20 protein-coding genes are annotated in these 22132 nt (G+C 67.8%); 13 read left to right on the top strand and 7 right to left on the bottom strand.

Annotated elements, in window-relative coordinates; all coding sequences use genetic code 11:
- The first annotated feature begins 122 nt into the window (after nucleotides 1-122).
- From ACE3O8_RS02110 to ACE3O8_RS02090, 5 genes are all read left to right on the top strand, one after another.
- The gene (locus ACE3O8_RS02110; RefSeq protein WP_374386283.1) at nucleotides 123-1160 is read left to right on the top strand and encodes a hypothetical protein; all 1038 of its coding nucleotides are present in this window, start codon (nucleotides 123-125) and stop codon (nucleotides 1158-1160) included.
- A gap of 241 nt (nucleotides 1161-1401) precedes the next feature.
- Nucleotides 1402-2610, top strand: coding sequence for a class I SAM-dependent RNA methyltransferase (locus ACE3O8_RS02105; RefSeq protein ID WP_374386281.1), 1209 nt, complete (start codon nucleotides 1402-1404; stop codon nucleotides 2608-2610).
- A gap of 64 nt (nucleotides 2611-2674) precedes the next feature.
- Complete coding sequence (locus ACE3O8_RS02100) at nucleotides 2675-3271, top strand: YdeI/OmpD-associated family protein (RefSeq protein WP_374386278.1); 597 nt, start codon at nucleotides 2675-2677, stop codon at nucleotides 3269-3271.
- Between the two features lie 72 nt (nucleotides 3272-3343).
- Nucleotides 3344-3628 (top strand): PEPxxWA-CTERM sorting domain-containing protein, encoded by a 285-nt coding sequence (locus ACE3O8_RS02095; RefSeq protein ID WP_374386276.1) that lies wholly within the window; start codon nucleotides 3344-3346, stop codon nucleotides 3626-3628.
- 125 nt (nucleotides 3629-3753) lie between these two features.
- A complete protein-coding gene (locus tag ACE3O8_RS02090; protein WP_374386274.1) occupies nucleotides 3754-4848 on the top strand; it encodes a DUF5694 domain-containing protein in 1095 nt (364 codons plus the stop codon).
- A gap of 60 nt (nucleotides 4849-4908) precedes the next feature.
- Here the strand turns inward: ACE3O8_RS02090 and ACE3O8_RS02085 are convergent, their stop codons facing one another.
- From ACE3O8_RS02085 to ACE3O8_RS02075, 3 genes are all read right to left on the bottom strand, one after another.
- Nucleotides 4909-5958, bottom strand: coding sequence for a deoxyhypusine synthase (locus ACE3O8_RS02085; protein ID WP_374386272.1), 1050 nt, complete (start codon nucleotides 5956-5958; stop codon nucleotides 4909-4911).
- A gap of 72 nt (nucleotides 5959-6030) precedes the next feature.
- Nucleotides 6031-7248 carry a type III PLP-dependent enzyme gene (locus ACE3O8_RS02080; protein ID WP_374386270.1) on the bottom strand — a complete coding sequence of 406 codons (1218 nt, stop codon included), beginning with the start codon at nucleotides 7246-7248 and terminating at the stop codon, nucleotides 6031-6033.
- Between the two features lie 157 nt (nucleotides 7249-7405).
- Nucleotides 7406-7687 (bottom strand): acyl carrier protein, encoded by a 282-nt coding sequence (locus ACE3O8_RS02075; RefSeq protein WP_374386268.1) that lies wholly within the window; start codon nucleotides 7685-7687, stop codon nucleotides 7406-7408.
- 161 nt (nucleotides 7688-7848) lie between these two features.
- On the opposite strand from ACE3O8_RS02075, the gene dapF reads away from it, so the two are divergent.
- The 5 genes from dapF (at nucleotide 7849) to ACE3O8_RS02050 (ending at nucleotide 12224) form a co-directional block, all read left to right on the top strand.
- A complete protein-coding gene (dapF, locus tag ACE3O8_RS02070) occupies nucleotides 7849-8643 on the top strand; it encodes a diaminopimelate epimerase (protein ID WP_374386266.1) in 795 nt (264 codons plus the stop codon).
- Nucleotides 8640-9782: a radical SAM protein gene (locus ACE3O8_RS02065; RefSeq protein ID WP_374386264.1), complete on the top strand. Its 1143-nt coding sequence runs from the start codon at nucleotides 8640-8642 to the stop codon at nucleotides 9780-9782. Before dapF ends, ACE3O8_RS02065 begins: the two co-directional genes overlap by 4 nt.
- Entirely contained in the window at nucleotides 9779-10711 is a 933-nt protein-coding gene (ftsY, locus tag ACE3O8_RS02060; RefSeq protein WP_374386262.1) for a signal recognition particle-docking protein FtsY, read from the top strand. The genes ACE3O8_RS02065 and ftsY overlap by 4 nt, the downstream gene beginning before the upstream one ends.
- Before the next feature lie 3 nt (nucleotides 10712-10714).
- Complete coding sequence (locus ACE3O8_RS02055) at nucleotides 10715-11329, top strand: septation protein A (RefSeq protein WP_374386260.1); 615 nt, start codon at nucleotides 10715-10717, stop codon at nucleotides 11327-11329.
- Nucleotides 11330-11495: 166 nt separating this feature from the next.
- Nucleotides 11496-12224, top strand: coding sequence for a PEPxxWA-CTERM sorting domain-containing protein (locus tag ACE3O8_RS02050; protein ID WP_374386258.1), 729 nt, complete (start codon nucleotides 11496-11498; stop codon nucleotides 12222-12224).
- A 63-nt stretch (nucleotides 12225-12287) separates the two neighbouring features.
- On the opposite strand, the gene ACE3O8_RS02045 is transcribed toward ACE3O8_RS02050, so the two are convergent.
- On the bottom strand, nucleotides 12288-13841 hold the full coding sequence (locus ACE3O8_RS02045) for a leucyl aminopeptidase (protein WP_374386256.1): 1554 nt from the start codon (nucleotides 13839-13841) through the stop codon (nucleotides 12288-12290).
- A 170-nt stretch (nucleotides 13842-14011) separates the two neighbouring features.
- On the opposite strand from ACE3O8_RS02045, the gene ACE3O8_RS02040 reads away from it, so the two are divergent.
- Together ACE3O8_RS02040 and ACE3O8_RS02035 are read left to right on the top strand one after the other, a co-directional pair.
- A complete protein-coding gene (locus tag ACE3O8_RS02040) occupies nucleotides 14012-15451 on the top strand; it encodes an aldehyde dehydrogenase family protein (RefSeq protein ID WP_374386254.1) in 1440 nt (479 codons plus the stop codon).
- 10 nt (nucleotides 15452-15461) lie between these two features.
- Entirely contained in the window at nucleotides 15462-16286 is an 825-nt protein-coding gene (locus ACE3O8_RS02035) for a metallophosphoesterase (RefSeq protein ID WP_374386252.1), read from the top strand.
- Nucleotides 16287-16292: 6 nt separating this feature from the next.
- On the opposite strand, the gene cysK is transcribed toward ACE3O8_RS02035, so the two are convergent.
- A complete protein-coding gene (cysK, locus tag ACE3O8_RS02030) occupies nucleotides 16293-17207 on the bottom strand; it encodes a cysteine synthase A (RefSeq protein WP_374386250.1) in 915 nt (304 codons plus the stop codon).
- Nucleotides 17208-17218: 11 nt separating this feature from the next.
- Nucleotides 17219-18472: an MFS transporter gene (locus ACE3O8_RS02025; protein WP_374386248.1), complete on the bottom strand. Its 1254-nt coding sequence runs from the start codon at nucleotides 18470-18472 to the stop codon at nucleotides 17219-17221.
- Nucleotides 18473-18649: 177 nt separating this feature from the next.
- Here ACE3O8_RS02025 and ACE3O8_RS02020 point away from each other — a divergent pair, with 177 nt between their 5' ends.
- The gene (locus tag ACE3O8_RS02020; protein WP_374386246.1) at nucleotides 18650-20791 is read left to right on the top strand and encodes a PQQ-dependent dehydrogenase, methanol/ethanol family; all 2142 of its coding nucleotides are present in this window, start codon (nucleotides 18650-18652) and stop codon (nucleotides 20789-20791) included.
- A gap of 44 nt (nucleotides 20792-20835) precedes the next feature.
- On the opposite strand, the gene ACE3O8_RS02015 is transcribed toward ACE3O8_RS02020, so the two are convergent.
- Nucleotides 20836-22132: tetratricopeptide repeat protein (locus ACE3O8_RS02015; protein ID WP_374386244.1), on the bottom strand; the 1297-nt coding region annotated here is incomplete at its 5' end.

The raw sequence follows: 22132 nt of genomic DNA, 5'->3' as shown, positions 1-22132 counted from the left end.
CTCCACCTCTTGCCCCTCGCCATCTCTGGGCAGGCCAGACTTAACGGCTGGCGGCCAAACTGCAATGCACACCCGCACCGTTGCGGTTGACTTGCGCTGCCGCCGCCGCGCATTTCAGGCCCATGGATATCCGAAAAGAGGATCTGGACGCCGCCGTCGAGGCCGGCGTCATCGACACGCAGGCGAGGGATCGCCTGATCGTCTTCGCCCGAACGCGGCTGCAGGGAGCCGGTCCGGACAATGAAAGCTTCCGGCTTCTCACCGGCTTCAACGACATCTTCGTGGCACTGGCCTGCCTGCTTGTGCTGGGCGCGATCCCGGCGCTGCTGCCCGCGCTTGCTGCGGCGATTGCCATGGCCGTCGTCAGCTGGGGACTGGCGGAATATTTCACCCGCCGCCGCCGCATGGCGCTGCCCTCCATCATCCTGCTGCTGGCGTTCGTGGGGTCGGTGTTCGCCGCCACCTTCATGGCGCTCACGGCCGGCGGTCACTGGGGCCGCGCCGCACAACAGCTGTGGTCGCAGGGCCAGTACACCGCCGTTCTGGCGCCCGCCATGGTGGCCGGGCTGGCGGGGGCAGCGGCGGCGGCCCTGCACTGGCGGCGCTTCCGGGTTCCCGTCACGCTGGCGGCGGGCGCCGGCGCGCTGGCCGTGGGGTTCATTGCGCTGGTCGGCGCGCTCATCCCGTCCGGCCCTGCCATGCAGGCAGCGGCCTTCGTGGCCGGCCTTGCCATATTCGGCGGCGCCATGGCCTACGACATGCGCGATCGCGACCGCCTCACGCGCAGCACGGACATCGCCTTCTGGCTTCACCTGCTGGCCGCACCACTGATCGTGCATCCGGTGTTCAAGTTGACTGGCGTGCTGGAGCCGGGGTCCGGCCCGGCCGCCGCCGTCATCGTGCTGCTGCTTTATGTCGTCCTCACCACGATCGCGCTGGTGATCGACAGGCGCGCGCTGCTGGTGTCCGCGCTGGTCTATGTCCTCGTGGCCCTGCAGGGGCTGTTCGCGGCCGGTCAGGTCGCCGCCGGCTTCGGGCTGACGGCGCTGATCCTCGGCAGCTTCCTCATCATGCTTTCGGCGGGATGGGGGTCTCTCCGGCGTCGCCTTCTTGGGTTTCTGCCGGCCGGCTGGCGGGCGCGCCTGCCATCTCCTGCCTAGGATAGGGGCGGATCGCAGCCCACACCGGTTCTCCGCGCGCGTCGCGCGGAATTTCGCCCCAGGTCACGGCGCCGCGCTGCAGCCCGCTTGACGTGTACAAAGGGGCGGGGGCACAGGCCGCCAGCAGGGCGGGCGAAAGGGTCAGGCAAAGGATGATCGGCTTCATCATGCCACGTCTCCCCGGGTTCGCTTCATTCTTGCTTCTGTCCATCAACGCCAACAGGATAGGCCCCTCTCTCACATGACGAACGCGTTGCAAAGCGTGTTGATCGAACGGTTCGCCGCACGCGGGGACGGGGTTGCCGCAGATGGCCGATTCGTGCCCGGCGCAGTGCCGGGGGATCAGCTTCTGCCCGATGGCAGCCTGCTGCACGGTCCCGACCATGTCGAGCCGGGATGCCGCCATTTCGGCACATGTGGCGGTTGCCAGCTTCAGCATGTGTCGGATCGGCTGATCGCAGACTTCGCGCGCGACAGGGTTCTGGCCCCGCTCGCCCGCGCCGGGATCGAGCCGGAAATGCCGATGCCCGTCCATGTCTCGCCCGAAGGCACGCGCCGCCGCGCCGCCATGCGCGCCACCCGCACCGATGGCGAAGTCCGGCTGGGGTTCAACGCCGAAGGCGCGCACCGGCTGGTGGACATGGCCGAATGTCCGGTGCTGCACCCGGCGCTGTTCACGCTGGTCGGCCCCCTCCGCCAGCTCCTTGCCCCCTGGCTCCCGGAACGCTCCGCGATCGGCGTCACCATGACGCTGACGGACAATGGCGTCGATCTGCTGCTGGCGAACCTTCAGGCAAACAGCCTGCCCCGGATCGAGGGGCTCACCCGCTTCGCCGCCGAACAGCGCCTCGCGCGCCTGTCCGTGGAGGGGCCGATGGGCGTCGAAACGCTGGTCGCCAACGCCACGCCCAGCCTCACCCTTGGCGGTGTCCCCGTCACCCTGCCGCCGGCCGCCTTCCTGCAGGCGACCGCGGATGGAGAGGCCGCGCTCGTCTCGGCCGTCACCTCCATTCTGGGCGATGCGCGCCGCGTCGCAGACCTGTTCGCCGGCTGCGGCACCTTCGCGCTTCCCGCCAGCTGCACGGCGCAGGTGCTGGCGGTGGATGGCGCCGGCCCCGCCATCCGTGCCCTTGCCGAAGCCGCAGGCCGGGCAGGGCGCAAGCTGACGACAGAGCATCGCGATCTGTTCCGCAAGCCGCTGTCCGCTGACGAGCTGTCCCGCTTCGACGCCGCCGTCATCGATCCGCCGCGCGCCGGCGCGATCGCACAGACGGAACAGCTCGCCGCCAGCCGCATCCGCACCGTTGCCGCCGTCAGCTGCAACCCGGCCACCTTCGTCCGCGATGCCGAACGGCTGGTCGCGGCCGGATTCCGGCTCGGTCGCCTGTGGCCGGTCGCCCAGTTCCGCTGGTCGACCCATGTGGAGCTGGTGGCCGAATTCCGCCGCTGACGGGCTTGCCGCCCGCACCGGGCGGGCGCATCCTCCCCGGCATTCCATAGGGGGAGGGAAGATCATGGCCGAGGACGCAGCCGCCACCGCCTATATCGAACGGGCCCGGCCCTTCGCCCAGCCCATCCTGCGCCACATCCGGGCGCTTGTGCATCAGACGCTTCCCGGCGCGGGGGAGGCAATGAAATGGGGCATGCCCTTCTTCACATGGCAGGGCGCGCCGCTCGCCAACATGGCGGCGTTCAAGGCCCATGCCGCCTTCGGCTTCTGGCGCCGCGAAGGGGCCGGCCCCGAAGCGGAAGCGGCCGATGGCATGGGCCAATATGGCAAGCTCGCGACGCTTGCCGATCTTCCGCCCGATGCCGAACTGACGGAACGGATCCGCGCCGCCGCGCGGGTGATCGAATCCGGCGCAAAAACGCTCCGCCCGCCAAAACAGCAAAGGGCCGACATTCCCATGCCGGATGATCTCGCCGCCGCGCTGGCCGCCACCCCGGCAGCGCAGACCGTGTGGGAAGGTTTCCCGCCCGGCGCGCGCCGCGAATATCTGGAATGGATCACCCAGGCGAAGCAGCCCGCCACGCGCACCCGCCGCATGGCGCAGGCCATCGAGTGGATCGCACTGGGGCGCAAGCGCAACTGGAAATACGAGGCCTGTTGAAAACGCCCGCATTTCAACGCCGTTACATACATTGCTTCACAGACAGCGCGTTAACCTTGCGCTAGAAGGCGGATGTCCAAGGCAAAGCCCAGCCAGCCGCGGACCAAGAGCAAGAACAACGCGCAAGCTGAACTGAAACCAAGAACAATGGAAAAATCCATGAGGGTCGCAACTTTTCTCACACGCCTGTCGGCACTCGCCGCCGTCCCCGGCGCCGCACTTGCCGCCAGCCCCTACGGCCAGTCGGCGGCCGCAACACTGCCTGAGCCCGCCACCTGGGCATTCCTCATTCTCGGCTTCGGCCTCGTGGCTGCAAGCGCCCGGCGCCGGCGCCCCTCCACGCAGGTTCTTGCCTGACGACAGATTGATCAGTTCTGGGTCGGAAAGCCGGGCGAATCCCCTTCGGGGGGTTCGCCCGCGCTCTTTCCAGCATCGAGGGCCGTTGCTAACCTCCCGGGCGAGAGAGGGCCGGAGGATTGTTGATGACCCATGCCCTGATTGCCGCCGTTCTGGGCGGCCTGACGCTCGCCAGCCTGTTTCCCGCCGCAGCCACGCCCGCACCTGCCGGCCAGTTCGATCCGCGCCAGCATCGCGCGCCCATCGCCGGCCAGCCCACAGCCGTGATGGTGCTGGGATCGCCGCACCTGTCCGGATTGCCCGCAAGTTTTCAGCCGGATTCGCTGACCACCCTCATCGACAGGCTTGTCGCCTGGAAGCCGGACAGGATCGCGATCGAAGGCCTGTCCGGCCCGCAATGCGATCACCTCCGCCGTTACAAGGCCGTCTATCCCGCTGACCTTGCAGACCAATATTGCTTCGATCCTGCGGCCGCGCAGGCAGCGGCAGGGCTTGACGGCCCGGCCGCTGCAGCCGCCGTGGCCGGACGGCTGGCCGCCTGGCCGCAATCGCCGACCGCCGCAGATCGCCGCCGGCTGGCGCTGCTGTTCCTCGCCGCCGGCGAACGGCCCTCGGCGCTGGTCCAGTGGCTTCGCCTGCCCCCGGCGGAACGGCGCGCCGCAGATGGCCTCACGCCCGAGCTGGCGCAGTTCCTCGATGAAACCGTCACCCGCCGGAACGAAAATTACCTTCTGGCCCCCGTGGTCGCTGCCCGGCTCGGCCATGAACGGGTCTGGATGATGGACGATCACACCGCCGACATCATCGCCACCAGCTATGATCCGGGGTTCGAAGCGGCCATGAAGCAGATCTGGTCCAGCCCGGCGCTCGATTCTCGGCTGGATGGGGCAAAGGCGGTGGAGGCGAAGCGGGGCACCCCCGCCGCCACGCTCGCCATGTACCGCCATTACAATGATCCGGCAGAGGCGGAACGGGCGTTCGAAACCGATTTCGGCGCGGCCATGCGGCACGACAGCCCCGGATTGTCCGGCCGCCGCTATCTCGGCTGGTGGGAAACCCGCAACCTGCGCATGGCGGCCAACATCCGCGAGGTCGCGGCGCTCGATCCCGGCAGCCGCCTCCTCGTCATCACCGGGGCCAGCCACAAGGGCTATCTCGATGCCTATCTGGGCATGATGCACGACATGAGGGTGGAAAGCCCGCTGCCGCTGCTGGACTGAACGAAAAAGGGCCCCGCCCCCGCATTGGGGGAGGGGCCCTTTGTCCGCTCAGATGCCGCCTCAGGCGAACAGCTTCGCCCAGCCGCGCTTGGCGCGGCCTTTCCAATGGCCGCGATGATAGGCATCGCTCGCCAGCAGCGGCATCACGCTGCCCGCTTCCGCGAACACCATCTGCTCGATCGCGGTGGAAACCTTGCCCCAGCTGGCGGCTTCCTGAAGCGTCGAGGACGAGCAGGCGCCGTCGCGCACGTCCGCCACGGTGATCTGCACGGCATATTTGTGCACGGCCACATCCTCATGGCCCAGGATCTCGGCGCAAACCACCGTGTCCTGGATGAAGTTCTTCGGCACGCCGCCGCCGATCATCAGCAGGCCGGTTTCACCCGCCTTGATCTTGATGTCCGTCAACTCGCGGAAGTCCGCGATGGCGTCCAGCACCATATAGGGCTGGCCCTCCTTCGCGCGATCGACCTGGTGCTTCACCAGCCCGAATCCGGCCGACGAATCGACGAACGCCGGGCAGAAGATCGGCACGTCATGCTCATAGGCGAGCTTGACGAGGCTGTTCTCCTTCTTGCCATGCTCCACCAGATACTTGCCCATCTCGCGGATGAAGGCGCGGCTGGAATAGGCGCGCGGCTCCAGCGAGTTGGCGATCTTGTTGATGGTGAAGTCGCAGTCCTGAAGCTGCTGTTCGTCGATGTAGGTGTCGTAGATGCGGTCGATATAGAGCGAGCGCAGCGTGTCGTCGTCCGGCACCTCCAGCGCCTGATAATGCTTGTGGCCAAGGCCCTCGAAGAAATCCATGTCCACGATGGTGGCGCCGGTCGCGACAATCACATCCACCATGTTGTTGCGGATCAGTTCCGCATACAGGTCCATGCAGCCGCCCGCCGAAGTCGATCCGGCGATCACCAGGCACACGGTGCAGTCCTTGTCGGCCAGCATCTGGTTGTAGATGCCCGTCGCACGCGCCAGGTCGCGGCTGGTGAAGCTCATGTTCGCCATCTGGTCGATGATCGGCCGGGCGTCGAAGCTGCGGATGTCGATATGTTCGACCGTCTTCGACAGCAACTCAGCCTTGCGCTGCGCGTTGATCTGCTCGCTCATGTTCGTCTCCAACAGAAATAGGGCCCCACCGCCGAAGCGGTGGGGAAAAACAATGAAACCTTGATGACGCGCTCAGACGCGCGCGACAACTCCAAGCGGCACCACATTCGCCGGAACGGTCGCAATGCCGCCCTGCGGGATCAGGCTCGCCATCGGCGGGTCGGTCACGATCACGGTATCGCCGGCGCCGAAGCCGTTGAACCCGGTCCGCATGGCCTGCCCATAGGCGCCAAGCTGGCCGATCTCGATATAGTCGCCTGCCTTCACATCCGCCGGCAGCGCGAACGGGCCCTTCATATGGTCCATGTCGTCACAGGTGGGGCCATAGAAGGAAAAGTCCATCGACTCCGCTTCCGAGGCATCCGCGCGCACCAGCTTCACCGGATAGCGCCATTCCACATGCGCGGCATCGAACAGCGACCCATAGGCGCCGTCGTTGATGTACAGTTCCTCGCCGCGCCGCTTTTCCACCCGCACCAGCACGCTGGCGTAATCGGCAGACAGCGCCCGGCCCGGCTCGCACCACAGCTCCGCCGAATAGGAAACCGGCAGAGACTCATAGGCCCGCTCGATCACCGCGAAATAGGTCTCGAGGCTCGGCGGCTCCATGCCGGGATAACGGCTGGGGAAGCCGCCGCCCACGTCGATCACGTCCACGGTCACGCCCGCTTCCACGATCGCGGCGCGCACGAAGGCCATGGCGTCGGCATAGGCCGCCGGGCTCATCGCCTGCGATCCCACATGGAAACAGATGCCCAGCGAATCCGCCGCCTGGCGCGCGGCCAGCAGCAGGGCAGGGGCGTCGGCCACGCCGATCCCGAACTTCGATGCCAGGCTCAGCTTGGAATAGCCGGAGGAAACCTTCAGCCGCACGCACAGCGTCAGATCGGCGGCGGGCACGCCATCGGTCGCGCAGGCGCGGATGATCTTCGCCAGCTCCTCATGCGTATCCAGCGAAAAGATCCGCACGCCATGCACATGATAGGCCTCGGCAATGGCTTCCTCGGCCTTCACCGGGTGCATGAACGCCAGCACGGCGTCTGCCAGCAGCCCGCGCACCAGCCGCACCTCCGCGATGGAGGCGACGTCGAAGTGGCGGATGCCACCTGCCCACAGCGTCTCGATCAGGTGCGGCGAAGGGTTCGCCTTCACGGCGTAAAAGCTCTTCCCCGGAAATGCCGAATTGAAGAAGCGCGCCGCATCGAGGGCAGCATCAGGACGGACAAGGGTGACGGGAGCTGCCGGTTGCAGCTCGGTCGCTACCCGAAGCGCGTTATGATGGTTGTGCAATTCAAGGGACCTCCGGGGTGCAGTTTCAGAATCGACTGCCTTGCGGTGGAAGTCCCATGGGGCAGCGGAGCGCGCATATGGGGACGATGGCCGCCTGTGTAAAGTGGAAAATTATGACAATCGGCCCGACGCTTAGCCGGGGCCCGGAATCAGTCGGTCAGGCGGCCGCCAGCTTCGCCGCGACGAAGTCCGCCAGCGTCCCCACACTCTCGAACAGCTCGCCCGAAACCTCGTCATCGTCGATCAGGATGCCGAAGCGATCCTCCAGCGCTGTCAGCACCGTCGCCACCGCCATCGAATCAAGTTCCGGCAGGTTGCCGAACAGCAGCGTGTCGCGTGTCAGGCCGCTCGCAACATCGTCGGCAAGCGAAAGCGCGCCGGCCAGCACGCCGGCGACATCCTCAACGGTCTGGTCAGGTGAAAGAGACAGGCTGGCCACCCTAAGCTTTTCCTGCGGTTTCCGTGTCCGGTTTCCGTGTCGTCCGGCCGTTCGGGCCGAACCTCCTCAAGGCCGCGCGCATTACCGCCGCGCCCGCTGCGATGCAACAGAAATGCGGCCTCCATTGCAAGCAGGGCTTCGCGCCCATAGATGCAGGCCCCATGGCGACAGCCTTCCTGAAGATGCACGGGGCCGGCAATGATTTTGCCATCTTCGATGCCCGGCACCTGGCGCTCGCCATGCCGCCCGAACGCGTGCGCCGCCTGGCGGATCGTCACAGGGGCATCGGCTGCGACCAGCTGATCGTGCTGGAGCCGTCGGACAAGGCGGATGTGTTCATGCGCATCTTCAACCCGGACGGCAGCGAATCCGGCGCCTGCGGCAACGCCACCCGCTGCGTCGCCCACCTTCTGGGCGGGGCCGCCAGCATCGAAACGCGCGGCGGTCTGCTCACCGCGGCCGCCGCGATCGATGGCGTCACCATCGACATGGGCGCCCCCCGCTTCGGCTGGTCCGACATCCCGCTTGCCTATGCGATGGACACGGGGGACATGCCGCTGGCCTGGAGAGAGCTGGAACGTCCGTCAGCCGTCAACATGGGCAACCCCCACGTCATCTTCTTCGTGGCCGATGCCGATGCCGTTCCGCTGGAAGCCCTGGGGCCGGAAATCGAACATGATCCGGTGTTTCCCGAACGGGTGAATGTGAATGTGGCGACGGTCGTGAACCGGGGCCTCGTCAGGTTGCGCGTCTGGGAACGCGGCGCGGGCCTCACGCTCGCCTGCGGATCGGGCGCCTGCGCCACTTTCGCCGCCGCCCGCCGGCGGGGGCTGGTGGATGCCAGCGCCACCGTCCGCCTGCCGGGCGGCGATCTCGTCATCGCGGAAACCCCGCACGGCACCCTTTCCATGACCGGGCCCGTCGCCACCAGCTTTCGCGGAGAGACGGAGCTTTGACGGCCGCCACCGTCATCGTCCACGGCTGCCGGTCCAACCTCGCCGAACGCGATGCGCTGGCGGCGCTGGCGCCCGCCGGCAGCACGGTAATCAACAGCTGCGCCGTCACGGCAGAGGCCGTGCGGGATGCCCGCGCCGCCGCCCGCGCGGCGGCCCGCACCGGCCCCGTCTTCATCACGGGTTGCGCATCCGCCATCGAACCCGCGCGCTTCCGGGACGTGGCGACCATCATCCCCAACGCGCAAAAGCTGGAAGGCGCCGCCTGGGGCAGGGAAGGGCGGGCCGCCCCCGTCACCCGCCAGTCCCGCGCCTTCGTCGCCGTACAGGACGGCTGCGACCATGACTGCACCTTCTGCGTCACCCGCCTCGCGCGCGGTCCCTCCCGCTCCACCCCGCTGGCAGAGGTTGTCGCCTATGTCGCGGCGCTGGCGGCGCAGGGCGTCGCAGAAGTGGTGCTGACAGGCATCGACACCACCAGTTACGGCCAGGATCTGCCCGGCAGCCCGGCGCTGGGCCGGCTGGTGCAGGCAATCCTGGCGCAGACCGCCATACCTCGCCTGCGCCTCTCCTCGCTCGACGCGGCAGAGGCCGACCCGGCGCTTCTGGAAGCGCTGTCAGACGAGAGGTTGATGCCGCACATCCATCTGTCGCTGCAATCCGGCGACGATCTGGTTCTGAAGCGCATGAAGCGCCGCCACAGCCGGGCAGACGCGGTGCAGCTGTCCGAACGGCTGCGCGCCATTCGCCCGGGACTTGCGCTGGGCGCGGACCTGATCGCGGGCTTCCCCACCGAAGGGCCGGCAGCCCACGCCAACAGCCTGTCCCTGCTGGCGGATTGCGGCCTCGTCCACGCCCATGTCTTTCCCTATTCGCCGCGCCCCGGCACGGCGGCCGCCCGGATGCCCCAGGTGCCACCCGCCCTTGCCAGGGCCCGCGCTGCCGAATTGCGCGCAGCCGCCGCCAGCCGCCTTGCCGAATTCACTGCCGCCTTCGTCGGAATGCCGGTCGACACCGTCAGCGAAGGCGGGCAGGGGTTGAGCGCGCATGGGCTTAGGCTGCGCTACGCCGCGCCCCGTCCACGGGGCGCTCTTGTGCGGCTCACGCCCACCCATCTGAATGACGGACTGCTGGCTGAATGAACGACGTCACGGAAAAGACGGGCTGGCTCGCCCGGATGCGATCGGGCCTTTCCCGTTCGTCCGAAAAGCTGGCCCAGAACCTCAGCTTCATGGTCGGCGGCGGCCGGATCGAGGCGGAGGATCTCGAATCCGTCGAGGAGGCGCTGATCTCGGCCGATCTCGGCCCCACGGTCGCCGCGCGCATCGTTTCGAAGCTGGCCGAAGCCCGGCTCGCGGGCGAGATCGACGTGTCGCGCGTGCGGCAGGTCGCGGCAGACGAGATTGCAGCCATCCTCGCCCCGCTGGCAATGCCGCTGCTGGTCACGGCCTTCCCGCGCCCGCACACAATCCTGGTCGTCGGGGTGAACGGCACCGGCAAGACAACGACGATCGCCAAGCTCGCGCACAATTTCCAGGAAGATGATTACGCCGTGATGATGGCCGCCGGAGACACGTTCCGCGCCGCCGCTGTCGAGCAGCTGAAGGTGTGGGGCGATCGCCTGTCGATCCCTGTCATCTCGGGGAAACCGGATGCCGATGCGGCGGGCCTCGCCTTCACCGCGATGGAACAGGCCCGCGCCTCCGGCCGGGATGTGCTGCTGGTGGATACCGCGGGCCGCCTGCAGAACAAGGCCGGGCTGATGGACGAACTCGCCAAGGTTCGCCGCGTGCTGGGCCGCCAGCAACCCGGCGCCCCGCATGATACGATCCTGGTGCTGGATGCCACCACCGGCCAGAACGCGCTCAGCCAGATCGAGATTTTCCGCGAAGTCGCCGGCGTTACCGGCCTGGTGATGACCAAGCTCGACGGCACCGCGCGCGGCGGCGTGCTGGTCGCGGCGGCCGAGAAGTTCGGCCTTCCCATCCACGCCATCGGCGTCGGCGAGAAGCTGGGCGATCTCCGCCCCTTCGACGCCCGCGCCTTTGCCTCCGCCCTGACGGGAGCCTGATCCTTGATTGACGAACCGAAGCCGGCAGCCGCCCGGCGCGAACTGGATGGCTGGAAGAAGCTCGCCGTCGATCTCGGCCCGCTTCTCATCTTCTTCGCCGCCTATTCCCGCTGGGACATCTATGTCGGCACAGCCGCCTTCATGGCGGCAACGGCCGCCGCCATGGCCGCTGCCTGGGCGCTCACGCGGCACATCCCGGCGATGACCTGGTTTTCCGCCGCGCTCGTCGGCGTCTTCGGCGGCCTGACGTTGTGGCTGCACGACGAAACCTTCATCAAGATGAAGCCCACCATCGTCTTCCTCATCTTCTCCGGCGTCCTCGCCTTCGGCCTCATCCGGGGCCGCAACTATCTGCGCACGCTCCTCGGCTCGGCGCTGCCGGGCCTCAGCGATACGGGCTGGACGATGCTGACCCGCCGCTGGTCGCTGTTCTTCCTCGCGCTCGCCATCGCCAACGAACTGCTGTGGCGCTTCTTCGCCACCGATAGCTGGCTGCACTTCAAGATCTGGGGCGACACGCTGCTGACATTCCTGTTCGCGCTGGCACAGGTTCCGCTGATGCTGCGGCACGGTTTGAACCTGAAGGATTCGCCCGAAGACAGCAGCGAAAAGCCCTGAAAAGCGGCCTGTTTCCGCAGTGCACAAAAATTGCTGCACGGGTCTGGTAATCTTAACGCGACTCGGTTACACAATGCCCTAACTTCTTGGTTGAACCCGTTGAAGCCCTTTGGAAAAGAGGGCGGGCAGGTTGGGCCGGGGGCAAAAACGAACAGAGGTCGCACCGATGATGAAATCCTTCGCCGCGCTGGCGGTCGTCACCCTTGCTGCATCTTTCGCCGTGGCAACGCCCGCCTCGGCTGTCACGGTCCTCCTCGGCGGCCCGTCGGGCACAGCCGACAGCGTCACGCGCTCGGCCGATGGCGTCGATTTCACCTTCACCGCCACCCGCTTCACGGGTGATCCGTCGTTGCTCTCCGGCCTCTGGTCGCTGGGCAGCCCGCTGTCTGTCTCGATCAGCGCGCCGGGCCTCGGCGTCGCCGGCGGCGGCGCCGGCACCCAGATCGATACCAACCAGGCCAACCGCCGCGAAGCGCTTGTCCTGTCCGCCAGCCGCCCGTTCGAAATCAGCGGCCTGAAGCTCTCCGCGGCAGACGCGAACGACACGCTCATGCTCTATGGCGTGAACGAAGACGGCAGCTTCGTTCCGCTCATCAGTTCCGGCACGATCCGCTCCGGCCTCGACAGCGCCGCCACGGTCGTCAACAGCAACGCCAACGGCCGCACCTCGCGCCTCACCTTCGACAATCCGTGGGGCAATTTCACCCAATATGTCTTCACGACGCGGGTGCCCGGCAACATCCTCTACAACGGCGATCGCGGGCAGGGGTACCGGCTGGATTCCATCAGCTTCAACATCATTCCCGAACCGCGCATGTGGGCCATGCTGATCGCGGGCTTCGGCTTCGTGGGTGTCGCCGCCCGTCGCCGTCGTTCGTTCAGCGTCTCGGCCTGATCGCCAACAGTTCCAACCCTGCGGAAACAGAAGGGCGGCCCCGCAAGGGACCGCCCTTCCTCGTTACTTCTCGTAGGATCTGACCAGCTGGTCGAACAGCCGCACGCCATAGCCGCGCGGGCCTTTCGGCACCGTCGGCAGGTCGCTTTCGGCCCGGTCCACGGCTGCCATGTCGATATGGGCCCATGCGGTCGGCTCGGGCGTCAGGAAGCTGATGAAGTGCGCGGCAGTACCCGCGCCTGCGCGCCCGCCTTCCTTCGAATTCCGGATGTCCGCGATTTCGCTCGCCATGTCCTCGGCATAGCTTGGGTGCAACGGCATCCGCCACAGGTCCTCGCCAACGCCGGATGCCGCCTTCGTCAACCGCCCGGCCAGTTCCTCGTTGCGCGCGAACAGGCCTGAATATTCCTCACCCAGCGCCGCCACGATGGCGCCCGTCAGCGTGGCGATGTTCACCAGCGCGGCCGGCCGGTACTGGCGGATCGTCCACTGGTTGGCGTCGGCCAGCACAAGCCGCCCTTCGGCGTCGGTGTTGATCACCTCCACCGTCTTGCCGTTCAGCGTCCGTACCACGTCGCCGGGCCGCTGCGCCCCGCCGCCGGGCATGTTTTCGGCCAGCGCCGCCACGCCGATCACATTGGCCTTCGCGCCACGCTTCGCCGCCGCGATGACGCCGCCGATGGCGGCAGCCGCGCCAGACATGTCGCCCTTCATCTCCCACATGCCAGAGGCGGGCTTGATGGAAATCCCGCCGCTGTCAAAGGTGATGCCCTTGCCCACCAGCGCGATCGGCGCCGTGTCGCCCGCGCCGCGATATTCCACCGCCAGCAGGCGTGAAGGCCGTCGCGATCCCTGGCCCACGCCCAGCAGCGTGCCCATGCCCAGCGCGCGCATCTGCGCTTCGTCCAGCACGGTCACCTTCACGTTCGGCACGCCCTTCAGCTCGCGCTGCACGGCGGCGACGAAGCTTTCGGGGTACAGCTCGTTGGCGGGCGTCGTCACCAGATCCCGCGCGAAACGCACGGCAGAGGCCACATGCGCCAGGTCACCGGCATAGGCCGCCTCGGCGCCCGCCTCGGCGGACACCACCACCACCGGGTTCGCAGGCGGCGCCTTCGGTTCCGATTTCAGCCGGTCATAGCGGTAACCCGCCAGCGCTGCGCCATAGGCGAGGTAGGGGGCCGATCCGGCCGGCAGCCTGCCGCCCAGGATCGCGATGTCGCTCGGCTGGTCGCGCAGCGCCAGCATCGCCTTGCCCGCCGCATCCGCAAGCGCCGCCTCCTTCGGCTGGGCCAGCTTCTCCACGCCCACCAGCACGATTGCCGGATGCCCGCCGATGTCGTGCAGCTTCAGCGTGGAAAGCGGTTTGCCCTCATACCGGGCGGCTTTCGCGGCGGCCGCCACGGCTGCCGCCGTTCCGGCGGGAAGGCCGCTTGCGGACAGGTCCATCGAAGCCGTCACCGGCACGATCAGCGCCGCGCCGGCCGGAACGGCAGCCGCGAAGCGGATCGGGCGCTGCGGGCTGTTGTCCCGGGAAGAGGTCACCACGCCGCTGCCCGCCAGCCCGGCGGGCCGGTCCTGCGCCAGCGCCGGCGTCGAAAGGGCAGTTGCAATCATCAGCAGTCCAAGGGGGGCGATCCGCATTTTTTCCGTCTCTCCAGAAGCAAGGATATATTGTCACCTAACGACGAGCTGCCCGTCTGCCAAGACGACCCCCTCTTTGTTGGGCGTTTTCGCCGGCCGCCCCACGCCCTACATCAACTGCCGCACAAGTTTGGGAGAGAGACATGCGCGAGGCACTGAAGTTCTACATCGACGGCCAGTGGGTCGATCCTGCCAACGGCGTGAAGCCGCTGGATGTCATCAACCCGGCCACCGAACAGCCGATGGGCCGCATCGCGATGGGGTCTGCCGCCGATGTCGATCGCGCCGCGAAGGCCGCCCATGCCGCTTTCGAAAGCTTTGGCCGCACCACCCGCGCCGAACGCCTCGATCTGCTTGGCGCGATCGTTTCCGAATATCAGAAGCGCTATGCCGACATCGCGGCTGCCATCACCGAGGAAATGGGGGCGCCAGCCTGGCTCGCCACCCAATATCAGGCCGGTCTCGGCGCAGCCCACTTCCAGACGGCGATGGCCATCCTGAAGGATTACAAGTTCGAGGAAGACAAGGGCACCACCCACCTCGTCAAGGAGCCGATCGGCGTCTGCGGCTTCATCACGCCCTGGAACTGGCCGATCAACCAGATCGCCTGCAAGGTGGCCCCGGCGATCGCCACCGGCTGCACGATGATCCTGAAGCCGTCCGAAGTGGCGCCCTTCAACGCCCTCCTGTTCGCGGAAGTCATGCACGCGGCCGGCGTCCCCAAGGGCGTCTTCAATCTCATCAACGGCGACGGCCCCGAAGTCGGCGCCGCCATTTCCAGCCATCCCCTGATCGACATGGTCAGCTTCACCGGCTCCACCCGCGCCGGGATCGAGGTGGCGCGCAACGCCGCCCCTACGGTCAAGCGCGTCAGCCAGGAACTGGGCGGCAAGTCGCCGAACATCGTGCTGGATTCGGCCGATCTCGCCACGGCCGTCGGCGGCGGCATCCAGTCCATGATGCTGAACTCGGGGCAGAGCTGCAACGCGCCCACCCGCATGTTCGTGCCGCGCCCCAAGATGGAGCAGGCCAAGGCCATCGCAAAGGCGGCGGCTGAAGCGATCACCGTGGGCGATCCCAACGGCAACAGCGTAATCGGCCCGGTTGTGTCCGAAGTGCAGTTCAACAAGATCCAGGGCCTGATCCAGAAGGGCATCGACGAAGGCGCGACGCTCGTTGCGGGCGGTCCCGGCCGGCCGGAAGGGCTGGACAAGGGCTATTATGTGAAGCCCACCGTGTTTGCCGATGTCACCAACGACATGACGATTGCGCGCGAGGAAATCTTCGGCCCGGTCCTCGCCATGCTGCCCTACGACACGCTCGAAGACGCGATCCGCGCCGGCAACGATACCGTCTATGGCCTTGCCGCCTATGTGCAGGGTCCGGAAGATGAAGCGCGGCAGGTCGCGCTCAGGCTCCGGGCCGGTCAGGTCAACATCAACGGCGCCGCGCCCGATTTCATGGCCCCCTTCGGCGGCTACAAGCAATCCGGCAACGGCCGCGAATGGGGCGACCATGCCTTCACCGAATTCCTCGAAGTGAAGGCGGTGCTGGGGTGGAGCCAGGCGCAGGCCGCCGAATGACCCTGCTGCGATGAGGCTGGCGGCGCGGGCGCTCGGCGTCGGTCTGGCGCTCGCGCTGGCCTTCATCGGCTGGGGCTATTGGGGGGCCACGCGCCCCCCGGTCGTCGTCCGGCACAGCTATGCGATGGCCGGGTTGCCGCCCGGCGCGCAGTTCCGCGTCCTGTTGCTGTCGGATACGCACCTCGGCGTCCCTGACATGCCGCCGGACCGGCTGGCGGCGATCGTCGCGCAGGCGAATGCGCTGAAGCCGGATCTGATCCTGCTCGCGGGGGACTATATCGGCGGCAAGATCCTGGGCATGGGCGGCCGCCCGCATCTGGAACCGGCTGTGCGCCCCTTTGCGGCGCTGAAGGCGCCAATGGGCGTGTTCGCCGTGCTCGGCAACCACGACAATCCGAAATGGGGGCCGGTCGTGTTCGCCGCGCAGCCGCGCCCGCGCCTTCTCGTGAACGAAGCGGTCGATATCGGCCCGCTCGTCATCGCCGGGCTCAATTCTACCCTCCATGGCGCCGATTTCTTCCGGGCCACCAGCGACCTCCCGCCGGGCAAGCCGCTGCTGCTGCTGCGCCACGAAGGCGATTTCCTCGCCTTCGACAAGCCGCCGCCCGGCCGCTCGGTGCTGGCGCTGGCGGGGCACACCCATGGCGGGCAGATGATGTTGCCGCTCATCGGGTCGCCGGGGGAATGGCTGCTGGGCAAGCCTGCCTGCCGCCGGGGCGCATGCACCCTCAACGGCTGGCGGCTCCATGTCACGTCCGGCGTCGGCACAAGCTGGCTTCCGCTCCGCATCGGCGTGCCGCCCGAACTGGTCCTCCTCACCCTCACCGCGGGGTGAGGGGCCTTATTCCGGCAGGAAGTCCGGCACGCTCAGATAGCGTTCGCCCGTGTCATAGTTGAAACCCAGCACCTTGGCGCCGGCCCCCAGCTCGGGCAGCTTCTGTGCGATCGCCGCCAGCGTCGCGCCCGATGAAATGCCCACCAGCATCCCTTCCTCGCGGGCGGCGCGGCGCGCCATCTCCTTGGCGTCGGCCGGGTCCACCTGGATCACTCCGTCCAGCAGTTCGGTGTGAAGATTGCCCGGAATGAAGCCGGCGCCGATGCCCTGAATGGGGTGCGGCGAAGGCTGGCCGCCCGAAATCACCGGCGACAGCGTCGGCTCCACCGCGAACACCCGGCACCCCGGCCATTTCGCCTTCAGCACCTGCGCCACGCCGCTGATGTGTCCGCCGGTGCCGACGCCGGTGATGACCGCATCCAGCCCTTCGGGAAAATCGGCGAGGATCTCCTGCGCGGTGGTCTTCACATGCACCGCCACATTGGCCGGGTTCTCGAACTGTTGCGGCATCCACGCGCCGGGCGTCTCCGCCACGATCTCCTGCGCGCGGGCGATCGCGCCCTTCATGCCCTTCTCGCGCGGGGTCAGGTCAAAGCTCGCGCCATAGGCCAGCATCAGCCGCCGCCGCTCCACGCTCATGCTGTCCGGCATCACCAGGATCAGCCGATAGCCCTTCACGGCAGCCACCATGGCAAGGCCGATGCCGGTGTTGCCGCTCGTCGGCTCCACGATGGTGCCGCCCGGCTTCAAGGCGCCCGATGCTTCCGCATCCTCGATCATCGCCAGCGCGATGCGGTCCTTGATCGAACCGCCGGGGTTCTGCCGCTCGCTCTTGATCCAGACCTGGGCTTCGGGGAACAGCCGGGCAACCCGAACGTGCGGCGTATTTCCGATGGTTTCCAGAATGTTGGCGGCGCGCATCACTCTCTCCTTCAGGCTCTCAGATCGTCAGGCACGTCCAGCCTGTCCGCATCTCTCAGTTCCGGGAACAGCCGCGCCCACAGGATCGTCACGATCAGCGCCAGCACGCCCCCGCCCACGGTCGCCGCGATCGGCCCGATGGCGGCCGCCATCACCCCCGCGCGGAACTCCCCCAACTCGTTGGAGGCGCTCACGAACAGCAGCGACACGGAAGATACCCGCCCCCGCATCGAATCCGGCGTGTGCAGCTGGATCAGGCTGGAGCGCACATACACCGAAACCATGTCCGCCGCGCCCAGAACCACCAGGCTCGCGATCGAAACCCACAGGATCGTGGAAAGCCCGAACGCCACGGTCGCCAGCGCGAACAGCCCCACGTTCACGAACATCTTCTGCCCCACGCGCCCGCCCAGCGGGTTGCGCGTCAGCCAGAAGGCAACCGCTGCAGCCCCCAGCGCGGGCGCCGCGCGCAGCCAGCCCAGTTCCGCCGGCCCCACATGCAGGATGTCGCGGGCATAGATGGGCAGCATCGCCGTCGCCCCCGCCAGGATCACGGCGAACATGTCCAGCGAAATGGCGCCGAATACGATGCGGTTGCCCCGCACATAATCCAGCCCCTCCTTCACGGCGGACAGGCCCTTCGCCCCGGTGGAGGGCGGCAGCTTCACCGGCGGGATCAGGAACAGCGAAACCACCGACGCGCTCAGCAGCGCGACCGCCAGCCAATAGGGCATCGCCGGGTTCAGATCATAGCTGATGCCTCCCAGCACAGGCCCCAGCACCGCCCCGGATTGCCAGCCGATCGAATTCCAGGCGATCGCGGTGGGCAGCACATGCGAAGGCACAAGGTTGGGCGCCAGCGCAGACAGCGACGGTGCCGCAAAGGCCCGCGCCACGCCCAGCGCCACCGCCACCGCAAACAGCGGCCACAACAGGGTGGAACCCGCCATCGCCAGCGCCGCCAGCGCCAGCGCGCACAGCAGTTCCAGCAGGATCGCGGCCCGCGCGATCACCCGCCGGTCCATCCGGTCAGCCACCACGCCGACCACCAGGCTCAGCAGGAACACGGGCAGGAACTGCGCCAGCCCGATCAGCCCCAGCAGGAACGCCGCCTCGCGGATCGGCATCGTCTGCCGCGCAAGGTCGTAAACCTGCCAGCCGATCACCACCACCATCATGATCTGCGCCAGCGTCGATCCCAGCTTCGCCACGAAGAAAGCCCGGAAGGCCGGCCAGGCAAAGGGGGAGGGGGCGGTGTCGTCCACGTCCAGCGGGCTAGCAGGGCCGCCGCCCGGCCTCAAACCCATTTCCGCTTTGGGCCCGGAAATCCGTGCTGTTCAGGCGGTTCCTCGCAGTTTGCGAAGGTTCGGCCCCCGGCGGTTCGTGGCAAACACCGCAACATCAGCGCCCAGGGGAGTGGGCGTCATCGGGAGAGTGACAAGATGATCGTCCGCAACCGGGCCTCCGCCCTTGCCATCACCGCCATGCTCGTGCTGGCGGCCTGCAACCAGAAGGCCGAAACCCCGGCCGCCCCCGCCGGGCCGCAGGAAGATGTCTATGCCAAGGCCGGCTCGGCTGCTGCGGAATGGCTCACCTATGGCGGCACCTATGATGAACAGCGCCACTCCAGCCTCACGAAGGTGAACGCGGAAAACGTTTCCGGCCTCGGCGTCGCCTGGACCTACGATCTCAATTCCAACCGCGGGATCGAGGCGACGCCCATCGTCCACGACGGCGTCATGTATGTCACCTCCTCCTGGTCCATCCTCCACGCCATCGATGCCCGCACCGGCAAGGAACTGTGGGTCTATGATCCGGGCGCAGACAAGGCTGTCGGCGTCGATGCCTGCTGCGACGTCGTCAACCGTGGCGTCGCCATCAAGGACGGCGTCCTGTTCCTGGGCGTGATCGACGGCCGGCTGGAAGCCATCGACGCCAAGACGGGCAAGAAGCTCTGGTCGGTGCAGACCGTTGATCGCTCGAAGCCCTACACCGTCACCGGCGCGCCGCGCGTGGTGAAGAACATGGTGCTGATCGGCAACGGCGGCGCCGAACTGGGCGTGCGCGGCTACCTCTCCGCCTATGATGTGAAAAGCGGCAAGCTCGTCTGGCGCTTCTACACCGTCCCCAATCCCGAAATGAAGCCGGACGGCGCGGCGTCCGATGCTGCCTTTGCAAAACTCGGCAACGCCACCTGGGGCAAGACCGGCCGCTGGACGAAGGATGGCGGCGGCGGCACCGTCTGGGATTCCATCGTCTATGATACGAAGAACGACCAGATCGTCTTCGGCGTCGGCAACGGCTCCCCCTGGAATGCCCAGCTCCGTGATCCGGATGGCAAGGGCGATAATCTCTTCCTGTCCTCGATCGTCGCGGTCGATGCGAACAGCGGCGAATACAAGTGGCATTTCCAGACCACCCCGCGCGACAACTGGGATTACACCGCCACGCAGACGATCATCCTCGCGGATCTTCCGCTGGGTGAGGGCGGCGCGCCCCGCCGCGTGGTGATGCAGGCCCCGAAGAACGGCTTCTTCTACGTCGTCGATGCGAAATCGGGCGAGTTCATCTCCGGCAAGGCCTATGTTCCGCAAACCTGGACGACGGGCCTCGATGCAAAGGGGCGGCCCGTCGAAACCGCGCAGGCCCGTCCCGTCTCGGGCTCCAGCCTGCTGCTGCCCGGGCCTCAGGGCGGCCACAACTGGCACCCGATGGCGTTCAACCCCCAGTTGAACCTCGCCTATATCCCTGCCCAGGAACTGCCGCAGGGCTATGCGCCGAAAAAGGCCGCCGATCCGAACACCAAGTGGAACACCGGCTTCGGCTTCGAAGACGGCATGCCCGTCGGCCCCGTGGACGCCGCGACGCTGAAGGGCATGCGGGCCATGTACAAGGGCCGGCTGATCGCCTGGGATCCTGTCAAGCAGGAAGCCCGCTGGACGGTGGAACTGCCTACCCCCTCCAACGGCGGCGTCCTGTCCACGGCGGCCGGCCTCGTGTTCCAGGGCACCGTCGGCGGCGACCTCGTCGCCTATGACGCCGCCACCGGAAAGCCGCTGTGGCGCGGCAATGTGAAGGGCGGCATCGCGGCTCCGCCGGTCAGCTATGAACTGGATGGCGAACAATATGTCGCCGTCGCCAGCGGCTGGGGCGGCGCTTACGGCCTCGCGGCGGGCTTCCTGTTCGACAAGGCGATCCAGTCCAACCTCGGCCGCGTCATCGCCTTCAAGCTCGGCGCGAAGGGCACGGTGCCGGATCACAACCTCATCCCGGTGAACAAGGTCGCGCAGGCGCCGAAGTTCGGGGATCAGGCCATGCTTCAGCGCGGCCTCGTCGCCTACAGCCGCAACTGCATGGTCTGCCACGGTCCCATGGCGATCTCGTCGGGCGTGCTGCCCGATCTGCGCTGGTCACCGATTTCCGGCGATGCCGAAGCCTGGCGCGACGTGGTGATCGATGGCTCCCGCGCATCGAACGGCATGGTCAGCTTCTCCAAGGTGATGACGGCGCAAGACGCCGAAGCCGTCCGCGCCTATGTCGTCGCCCAGGCGCATGGCGCGCCAGACGCGGCGAAGGGCAAGTAACGCCGCGCGGGATGATGGGGGCAGGGGGCTGTCGCCCTCCGCCCTCAGATCGGCAGATAGGCCCCGGCCATGAAGTCGGGGCGTCTGGCGGTGCCGCGCCAATAGCCCGCCAGTCCCGCTTCCTCGCACAGCGGCAGGAAGCGGGGATGGGCGCGCAGCCCCTGCGCCGGCGGCAGGAACAGCACGGATGTCCGGGTGCGGTGCAGTCGGGCCGTCCGTTCGGCAGCCGTCGGCCCCGCTGCAGCTGCCGTCCGATACCAGTTCTGCGCCATGTCCAGCGCCTGCGAATGCCGCCCCAGGCCGCACAGCCCCAAGATGCCGATCGCGTTCGTCCCGCCGCCGAAGCGCGCCAGCCCGGTCAGGGCCGCCTCGGCCTGGTCGGCGTCCTTCCTCTGCCCCGATGCCATCGCCCGAAAGCTCAGCTGCATGGCGGTCAGGATCCGCGAAGGGTGGCGCTGCCTGGCCTGGGTCTGACCCACCAGCCGCCCGGCCGCGTCCGTGTCCCCCGCAAAGGCGAGGAGCCAGGGATGCAGCAGGTCGGGCGCGTCGGTTCCCGGTCCTCCGGCCTGCCAGTCCGTCGCGGCCTTCAGGGCCGCGCCAGTCCCCTCGATCGCCCACAGGGCATGGATGCGCCGCGCGGCGGCATCCCGGTGCGCCGGGGTTGCCGCCAGCAGCCTGTCCGCCAGCTGCAACGAATCCGCCATCCGGCCCACCGACGCCGCCAGCAATCCCATGCCGGCCAGTGCAGCCTCATTCTCGGGGGCGACGTCGAGCGTCCGCGTCAGCCGTTCCTCCGCGGCATGCCAGTCCCCGAACAGGGGCGGCAGCAGCGCCAACGCAGCCAGGGCATCACCCTGCGCCCGATCCAGCGCCAGCGCCCGCCGGGCGGCGCTTTGGGTATTGGCCTCGGCCTCGGCAAGGGTGCCGGCCGATGCGCCGCGCGCGATTTCCTGCCAGCTCAGGGCCAGAACGCCCCAGGCGTCGGCCCTGCCGGGGTCTCGCGCCAGAGCCTCTTCCATCAGCGCGCGCGCCGCGTTCCCGGCGCCGAATTCGCTGCGCGCCAGCCGGTCCCGCGCCGTCCGCACCAGCACATCGGTTTCGGCGGCCCGGTGCCTGTCCCACAGCAGCCAGCCCGTACCGGCCAGCGCGGCTGCTGCCGCCACCCCGCCCACCAGCCGCCGGCGGGACAAGCCGGCCTCCCGCTCCGTGCGGGGGGAGGGGCCGGATGGCATGATATCCGCTGGCTCCGCGTCGGGGGGTGTTGCTTCGGGGGCGGGCGGGCCAAGCGCAACCAGCCGGTAGCCGACCTTCGGCACCGTCTCCAGCGCCACGCCCGTCGTT

The organism is Sandaracinobacter sp., assembly GCF_041909755.1.
Taxonomy (GTDB): domain Bacteria; phylum Pseudomonadota; class Alphaproteobacteria; order Sphingomonadales; family Sphingomonadaceae; genus Sandaracinobacteroides.
This window is presented reverse-complemented; position numbering and strand designations above follow the sequence as displayed.